Origin of the sequence: Wolbachia endosymbiont of Madathamugadia hiepei, from assembly GCF_013366855.1 — a bacterium.
GTDB lineage: Bacteria > Pseudomonadota > Alphaproteobacteria > Rickettsiales > Anaplasmataceae > Wolbachia.
On the sequence record NZ_WQMP01000037.1, the window covers coordinates 1 to 7,947 of the forward strand.

General features: G+C 34.7%; 5 protein-coding genes. All 5 read left to right on the plus strand.

Annotation, left to right across the window (positions count from 1 at the left end; all coding sequences use genetic code 11):
• The first annotated feature begins 798 nt into the window (after positions 1 to 798).
• The 5 genes from coxB to GO685_RS02170 all read left to right on the plus strand — a co-directional run bounded on the left by coxB (position 799) and on the right by GO685_RS02170 (position 7,543).
• Complete coding sequence (gene coxB, locus GO685_RS02150; RefSeq protein ID WP_175937374.1) at positions 799 to 1,563, plus strand: cytochrome c oxidase subunit II; 765 nt, start codon at positions 799 to 801, stop codon at positions 1,561 to 1,563.
• 15 nt (positions 1,564 to 1,578) lie between these two features.
• Positions 1,579 to 3,129, plus strand: coding sequence for a cytochrome c oxidase subunit I (ctaD, locus tag GO685_RS02155; RefSeq protein ID WP_175937375.1), 1,551 nt, complete (start codon positions 1,579 to 1,581; stop codon positions 3,127 to 3,129).
• 1 nt (position 3,130) lies between these two features.
• Entirely contained in the window at positions 3,131 to 4,018 is an 888-nt protein-coding gene (locus GO685_RS02160; RefSeq protein WP_175937376.1) for a heme o synthase, read from the plus strand.
• A gap of 191 nt (positions 4,019 to 4,209) precedes the next feature.
• Positions 4,210 to 4,647 carry a ribonuclease HI gene (gene rnhA / locus GO685_RS02165; RefSeq protein WP_175937377.1) on the plus strand — a complete coding sequence of 146 codons (438 nt, stop codon included), beginning with the start codon at positions 4,210 to 4,212 and terminating at the stop codon, positions 4,645 to 4,647.
• On the plus strand, positions 4,640 to 7,543 hold the full coding sequence (locus GO685_RS02170) for a YhdP family protein (protein WP_175937378.1): 2,904 nt from the start codon (positions 4,640 to 4,642) through the stop codon (positions 7,541 to 7,543). The genes rnhA and GO685_RS02170 overlap by 8 nt, the downstream gene beginning before the upstream one ends.
• Positions 7,544 to 7,947: the final 404 nt, after the last annotated feature.

Below are 7,947 nucleotides of genomic sequence, written 5' to 3' on the forward strand. Positions count from 1 at the left end.
AAACTACCAGTTTTTGCTACATCTTTCCTTATTTTCTCATGATAAACTTTTTTCACAGAGACTAGGGCTTCTTTTGCTTTTTTTTCATTTGGTAAATTTCTTAAGCATAAAGGTTACACCAACTTTCGTTATCAAACAAGATACATAATAAATTCGCTAAATCTCTCATCGTAGGGGAAACTTTTTAATTTACCATTGAGATTTGTTATAAGATTTTATTGACTTCTCTAAAAATTTTGTTTACAGAGCTTAATAACTCAGTTATTCCTTGCGGAAAGCCGAGGTGCATTTGCTCAAAGTTTCAAGTGCTTTAACCCCCAAAATAATAGAAATGGTCCTGAATAAAAAATTTTATATTGGTTACAAGTAGTATACCTTATGATTATTTTCTATAATACGTAAATCATATATGCTGCTACAGGCATTAAAAGTTAGTTAATAAAGTATAGTGTATTATATAAAATATGAGGCAGGCCTTTATACTTACAGATGAGTAAATTTGTCATAAAGTTTAATAGTGTCTGTTACTGCTTTTAGGTGTGAGGCTAGAGGGTTATTAGCAGTAACAGACACTATTAAACTTATTATAGAATTTACTTAAAGTAAATACTTAACTAAAAATATTATAATATTTTAACTTAAAATAGATTCATGTAAATGCTTTTTCCCCTAAATTAGTACTATATTATTATACCTATCAAATGCTAAAAAATTATTAATCATTGCTAATCTCTGTTTGCATAGTAGGTTTATATATACTATTATATGGTATGTCACTTAGTTTTACAGCAAACAAATATGGTGAAGTTATTTGTATTATTGATAATGTTTTACTCGAGTACACCAGTTGCTTCTGCTCCTACCTCCTGGCAATTTGGATTTCCTTCTCCTGCAACTGAGATAATGGAAGTTGTAGTTAAGTCACATTCGTTTGTGATGAGTATAATGGTTGCAATAATGCTTCTCGTATGGGCACTGCTTGCTTATGTAGTATTTCGCTTTCATAAGAGCAAAGTGAAGAATATAAGTAAGACAAGTCATAATATCCTTTTGGAAATCGTCTGGTTTGTTGTACCCACGATTATTGTTGGAATATTGGCCTTTAAAAATGCTGAATTAATTAAGCTACAAGAAAAGGTACCAAAGGCTGACATAACACTGAAGGTTATTGGTCATCAATGGTATTGGAGCTATCAATATCCAGAATATAAAGGCGTGTCGTTTGACAGCTATATTAAGGGGAAAGATGACTTTAGCGAAGGAGATTTGAAACTATTCTCTGTTGATAATAACGTTGTTTTGCCTATCAATACTAACGTTCGTTTACAAGTGACGGCAGGAGATGTGATACATAGCTGGGGAATACCAGCTTTCGGTGTAAAAATTGATGCAATACCAGGAAGACTAAATGAAGCATGGTTTAATGTCAAAAAGCCTGGTATTTATTATGGGCAATGTTATGAATTGTGTGGTCAAGGCCACGGGTTTATGCCAATTGTTGTTGAGGTAGTAAGTAAAGAAGATTTTAATAAGTGGATCGAAAATAAAAAATTAGTGAGTTAAATTTGGAGTATAGATATGAGTGATGTACCAAAAGGTATAAAGCGTTGGCTATTTTCTACTAGTCATAAAGACATAGGAACGCTGTACATTATTTTCTCCATACTAGCTGGAGTTATTGGTGGATTGTTATCAGTGGTTATTCGCACTCAACTAATGCATATTAATATACTTAACAATAATTATCAATTATATAACGTAATGGTTACAGGGCATGCGGTAATAATGGTGTTTTTTATGATAATGCCAGCACTAATGGGAGGGTTTGGTAATTGGTTTGTGCCTCTTATGATTGGCGCACCAGACATGGCATTTCCCCGTATGAATAATTTAAGTTTTTGGTTGTTAGTATCATCTTTTATTTTGCTTGTCCTTTCAGTATTTGCTGGCGAAGGTCCTGGAACAGGTTGGACTTTATACCCACCTCTGTCGCAAGTCATGTCCCATCCAAGTGCAGGAGTTGACCTTGCCATACTTGCACTCCATATTGCTGGTATGTCATCGATTGTTGGAGCGATCAATTTTATAGTTACTATATTTAATATGCGTGCAAAGGGCATGTCATTAACTAAGATGCCACTATTTGTTTGGTCTGTTTTATTAACGTCATTCATGTTAATTGTCGCTTTACCGGTTCTTGCTGGTGCTATAACTATGCTGCTTACTGATCGTAACATTGGCACTTCCTTTTTTGATCCTGCTGGGGGTGGCGACCCTGTATTGTTTCAACATCTATTTTGGTTTTTTGGTCATCCGGAAGTTTACATAATTATTTTTCCTGCGTTTGGTATCATAAGCCAAATCGTGTCAACTTTTTCTCATAGGCCGATATTTGGTTATATGGGAATGGTTTATGTAATGATAGGCATAGCGGTATTTGGTTTTATGGTTTGGGCTCACCATATGTTTACTGTTGGGCTTAGTGAAGATGCTGCCATATTTTTTAGCACCAGCACAATTTTCATTGGTGTTATAACTGGTGTTAAAGTCTTTAGCTGGATTGCAACTATGTGGGGTGGAGCAATTGAGCTTAAAACCCCTATGCTATTTGCACTAGGTTTTATTTTCATGTTTGTTGGTGGTGGTATAACCGGAATAATTCTGTCTCAAGGTGGAATAGATAAGCTTTTGCACGATACTTATTATGTTGTTGCTCACTTTCACTATGTCATGTCACTTGCTGCAATGTTTGGAGTCTTCGCTGGCTTTTATTATTGGATAGGTAAAATGTCGGGTAAACAGTATAATGAGTGCCTGGGAAAAATACATTTTTGGCTTACTTTTATTAGCACCAATATCACTTTCTTACCTCAGCATTTTTTGGGATTAGCTGGTATGCCAAGGCGTATACCCGACTATCCAGATGCATTCATTCCTTGGAATTATGTGTCCTCAATTGGTTCATATATGTCCTTCATTTCAGTTACGCTTTTTGTGTTCATAGTTGTACACCTCTTCAAATGGGGCAAGAAAGCTGGAAATAACCCTTGGGGAGGTGATACCTTGGAGTGGACAATATCTTCACCACCACCTTTTCATACTTTCGAAAAACCGCCAGTGGTAAAATAGAATGTACACAAGTGCTTTGTTAAATGTTGAATCAACAATACTGGATTTTTGGCGTTTGCTGAAGCCAAGGATAATGTACCTTGTAGTATTTACTGCAGTTGCTGGAATGGTTGCTGCACCAGGTAGTATTCATCCTTTTCTTGCACTAATATCTCTTGTATGTGTTGCTCTTGGTTCAGGATCCGCAGGTGCCATAAATATGTGGTATGATAGGGACATAGATCTTCTCATGAAAAGAACAAAAGATCGTCCTATACCTTCAGGTAGAGTTTCTGCAGAAAGTGCGCTCGAATTTGGTATAATCCTTGGAGTATTGTCGGTATTTATTATGGCAATAGCAGTAAACTATATTTCCGCTGCTTTACTTGCAGTTAGCATATTATTTTACGTTTTCGTGTACACAATTTGGCTCAAAAGACGCACTCCGCAAAATATTGTTATCGGCGGTGCATCAGGTGCTTTTCCTCCAATGATCGGTTGGGCAATTGTCACTAACTCCGTAAGTTGGGAAAGTTTCATTCTATTCCTAATAATTTTTATGTGGACCCCACCGCACTTTTGGGCTCTATCCTTAAATAAGTCTGAGGATTATGTAAAAGCGTCTATTCCAATGTTCAATGTTGTTTATGGCTCAGAGAAAACAAGAAAACATATATTAATTTACAGTGTGTTGCTGGTGCTAACTAGCTTACTTCCAGCACTGTTTTTGAAAAATGCTCTATTTCACTTAAGTCTGGCAACCCTTGAGGGTTGCGTTTTTATTTGGTATGCTGCATCTATTATAAGGCTCAAGAATCATAGCTCACAGGAAAAAATGTTTTCTTATTCAATTTCTTATCTATTTTTTCTGTTTACTAGTGTTATTTTTTGTTCTACTGATTTGTTTTAGCTATGAAAGAACAGCAAAAACATAAAAACTATTTTTTGTTTTTCCTTCTAGTAGTGTTCGTTGTTGCACTTTTCTTTATTTCCATAATAAAATTTGAGGGTACAGCTTAAAACGCCTTGTATCCGTGTGTCTCATTGAAATTGTGCTTTCATAGAAGTAGCTATATACTTTGTTAATTAATATAATTAAGGATGAATAAAAAGGAAGTGACGATATACACGGATGGAGCGTGTCTTGGTAATCCTGGAGCAGGAGGATGGGCGGCAATTATACTATTTCAAAATCATAGAAAGGATGTTTATGGTAGGGAAGAAAATACTACAAACAATAAAATGGAGTTAACAGCAGTGATCAACGGACTGAAGGCGTTAAAATTTTCTTGTAATATTAATTTATATACGGATAGTCTCTATATCAAACATGGTATAACAGAGTGGATAAATAAGTGGAAAGTGAATGGCTGGAAGACAAGTAATAAAAAATCAGTAAAAAATATGGAGTTGTGGAAAGAATTGGATGACATCGCTTCACAACACAAGATTAATTGGAGGTGGGTTAAAGCTCACAATGGCGATAAATATAATGAGGAGGCTGATAGTTTAGCAAGAAAAGCAATAATCGATGCTTAAAAAAATCACTATATTATTTTTTATAGTTTTATTATTTATGCTCTGCTTCTTTGTCTTTTTTAAAGATAAAAGTCCCTTGGGAGTTAATATTAGTTATATCAGTTTTTACTTAAAGAATAAGATATCGAAAACGTTTGCCAACTCAAACGTCAATATGGAGAGCGCTTCAGTTATTTGGCAAAGAGACGGCACAGATCCATATCTAGTCATTACAGATTTAAAAATAGTAAACCCTGGTTTTACTATAAAGGTTCCTAACCTTTTTGTGCATTTTAAGTTCAGTTCCTTGCTAAAAACCAGTGTAAATTTTTCTCAAGTCTCGGCTGATAATGTGTATGTGTGTATTAATCAGGAAAAAGATGACTTCAAAGCAGTTGATTTTAATTCAAAAAATTTTTTGAAAGCAATGAGGAAATTCTTTTTTGACCTAAATGCAAGTTCAAAAATTGAAATTACTAACATTGCTATCAATAAAAGCACGGAAGGTGAACTTTTCATTGATAAAGTATATGCAGGGAAGGGAGAAGATTTCAATGTTTTGGATATCCGTGTCCATACAAAAGAAGGTAAAGGATTTCTAGATGATTTATCCATTACGATAAAAAACCCCAATAATTTACTAAATTTGTATGGAACATTCTATAACCTAAAGTTGGGGCTATTTAACGAGTTTTCCACACTAGTTAAAAGTTACAATTTGGACAAAGAAATAGGATTCAAAGGAAACTTTTCAATGAGAATTAATGGAAAGGATGAAGTTGTAGATGGAAACATATACGTATTAAATACAGAGAATCACTCGGGTAAAAACCTAGCCTTGACTAATGTAAATGTAAATTTGACATATAGTGATGAAATCATCAGCGTAAAAAACTTTCATTTTAAGTCAAATAGTATGTACCTTTCTTTGATTGGCAAAATGAACTTTAGTACAAATCATACTCTGCTTAGGGTCAACATTAGTAAGTTTGCCGCGAAGGATTTATGTACTTATGTACCAGATGGTATAGTGAACAATAGATTTAAAAAATGGTATTGTGATAATATCGATGGGGATATTGTAAATACAATCATAAGTTTCAACGGCAAAATTAACAGCTTAGTTAATGATGATCTATCAGACGTTGTAATTGTTGCCGATATAGAAAACTGCAGTGTCAGATTTGATGAAGATTTTGAGCAAGTAAAAGAATTAAATGGTGATTTAACTCTCAAAAATAACAACCTCACAATTGCTGTAAATAGCGCTAAATTTCAGAATTTCACTATTGATGGTGGTAGTATTGAAATGAACTTTCTCGATAAGGAAGAATCAGTTCTAGTCATGAATGGTAAGGCCACAAGCGACGCTTACGGGTTATATGAGCCTATAAAATTTAAACTGGATGATATGATTCAGGTTACAAGAGACAAGATTGGTGGAATAGCAAAATCTGTATTCAGTTTTCGCATTTTTAACCTGAATGTCGACAATAAAAAAGTAGACTTCTTAGCAAATTTTCATTCCAAAATTGACGATCTAGTTCTCTATGGTGCAAGTCTTGGTAAGCATGATATTAAGCTTGATTTCGGCAGAGACTTTATTGATTTAAATGGCAGTGGTATGGTGAATAATACACAACTATTATTCGACTTGAAGAGTAGCAACAAAAATGAAAGTTTTGCCTGGAATTTAACTGGAGATTTACCTGCTCAAATACTTAATTTTGATGGTGGTTACGTCAACACGAGTATAGAGTCAGTGATAAATCAGGATAAGACGGGATATGTTAGTGGTAATATAGATTTGTCAGAGCTTGAGTCACGTTCAAGCTACTTAGGGTGGAGAAATCGCTTTGAAGACCACAATAAAATTTCGTTTTCTACGATGCTAAAAGGAGCAAGTGAGTTGTCAATAGACAAATTAGACGCTGTAGGAAATGACCTAGATATAAAATTTAGCGGAAAAGTAGAGAATGGGAATTTGTATTTGAGTTCTGGCAAATTTGAATTGCCGGATAATGACCTCAATGTAGAAGTTGAGTTAGGCAAAGAAAAAAATGCCATAACTATTTATGGTGAGAAAATTAATTTAAGTGATATTTTAGGGTTGCTTGGCAACAATAGTGGTGGATTCAACAATGACATAGAAGTAAGTATGAATGTTGACAATGTAATGATGAAAGAAGGCATTGTTATCAAAAACGCCAAGCTACATGTAACCTGCACTAAAGGTGATTGTAATGGAAGTAAATTTGCAGGACAGTTTTTGGAAGACAACAGCAAAATATCAGCGGAATACAGTGGAATAGGGCTCGAAATATATGCGGATAATTCAGGTATGCTTTTGCGCTCTTTAGGCATTGGTAAATCAGTGAAAAACGGCAAATTATCTTTTTATCTATCTCCTAAGAGAGCAAATGGAAAACATTATGGCATGTTATCTATCAGCAATTTCTATATCAAAGATGCTTCACTGCTTACCACTTTACTATCGATGTCTTCACTGCCTGGTATTGTAAATGCTATAAAGAACGAAGGTGTATACTTTTATAAGTGTAATGCACCTTTTTCATATAAAGATGGCACTGTTGAAATTGAAGAATCTTGGCTTGAAGGGGCGGAACTGGGCATTAGCACTAGAGGTAGGCTTGATATCAAGGATTATAAGTTCCAGGTTGAAGGACAAGTAATACCAGCATACTCAATTAACAAATCTTTGTCAAAAATCCCTATAATCGGAAAACTTCTTACTGGTGGGAAAAGTAGGGGGATTATTTCAATAGACTACAAAGCAAATGGGGATGATAAAAGCAGTAACGTATCTGTTAATCCTATTTCTTCGCTAACTCCAAGCCTATTTAAGAGGTTATTGGGAGTGTTTGACCGTGCTATGACAAAAATGGCAGCGCGCTAGGTATATAACACGCCATTCATAGAAATGGAACAAAAAACTACTTGACAAGTTCCTTCAACCCCCTTGTAACGATACTGAAGCTATTTATTTATCTTCGCAATCTCTGCAGTGGGTTAATGACAAAAAACTTAGGGTATTTGGCGTCTCATTGTTTAAATTTTTGCACTATGTGCACCTCACGTCTTTTTAAAACTTCTGGTTTTCAAGCTGAAACGCGTTTATAAGTCGTTTAAGACAGTATAGAACGTCAAATAGACAAGGGAGAATTTGAATACTAGCTGCCTCAGAGTTTTTTTGCCTTTTTTTTCGCTCAGTAAATTTCTTAACGTTTACAGTTTTGGTTATTTGCATTTAAAAACGCTAACTATGGATTAGAAAGAGAGTAGCAGAGAGAAATAGGGTAA

Excerpts from the sequence above, each read along its gene's own strand:
- rnhA (WP_175937377.1), top strand. The coding sequence starts at position 4,210 with ATGAATAAAAAGGAAGTGACGATATACACGGATGGAGCGTGTCTTGGT.
- GO685_RS02160 (WP_175937376.1), top strand. The coding sequence starts at position 3,131 with ATGTACACAAGTGCTTTGTTAAATGTTGAATCAACAATACTGGATTTT.
- GO685_RS02170 (WP_175937378.1), top strand. The coding sequence starts at position 4,640 with ATGCTTAAAAAAATCACTATATTATTTTTTATAGTTTTATTATTTATG.
- ctaD (WP_175937375.1), top strand. The coding sequence starts at position 1,579 with ATGAGTGATGTACCAAAAGGTATAAAGCGTTGGCTATTTTCTACTAGT.
- coxB (WP_175937374.1), top strand. The coding sequence starts at position 799 with ATGGTGAAGTTATTTGTATTATTGATAATGTTTTACTCGAGTACACCA.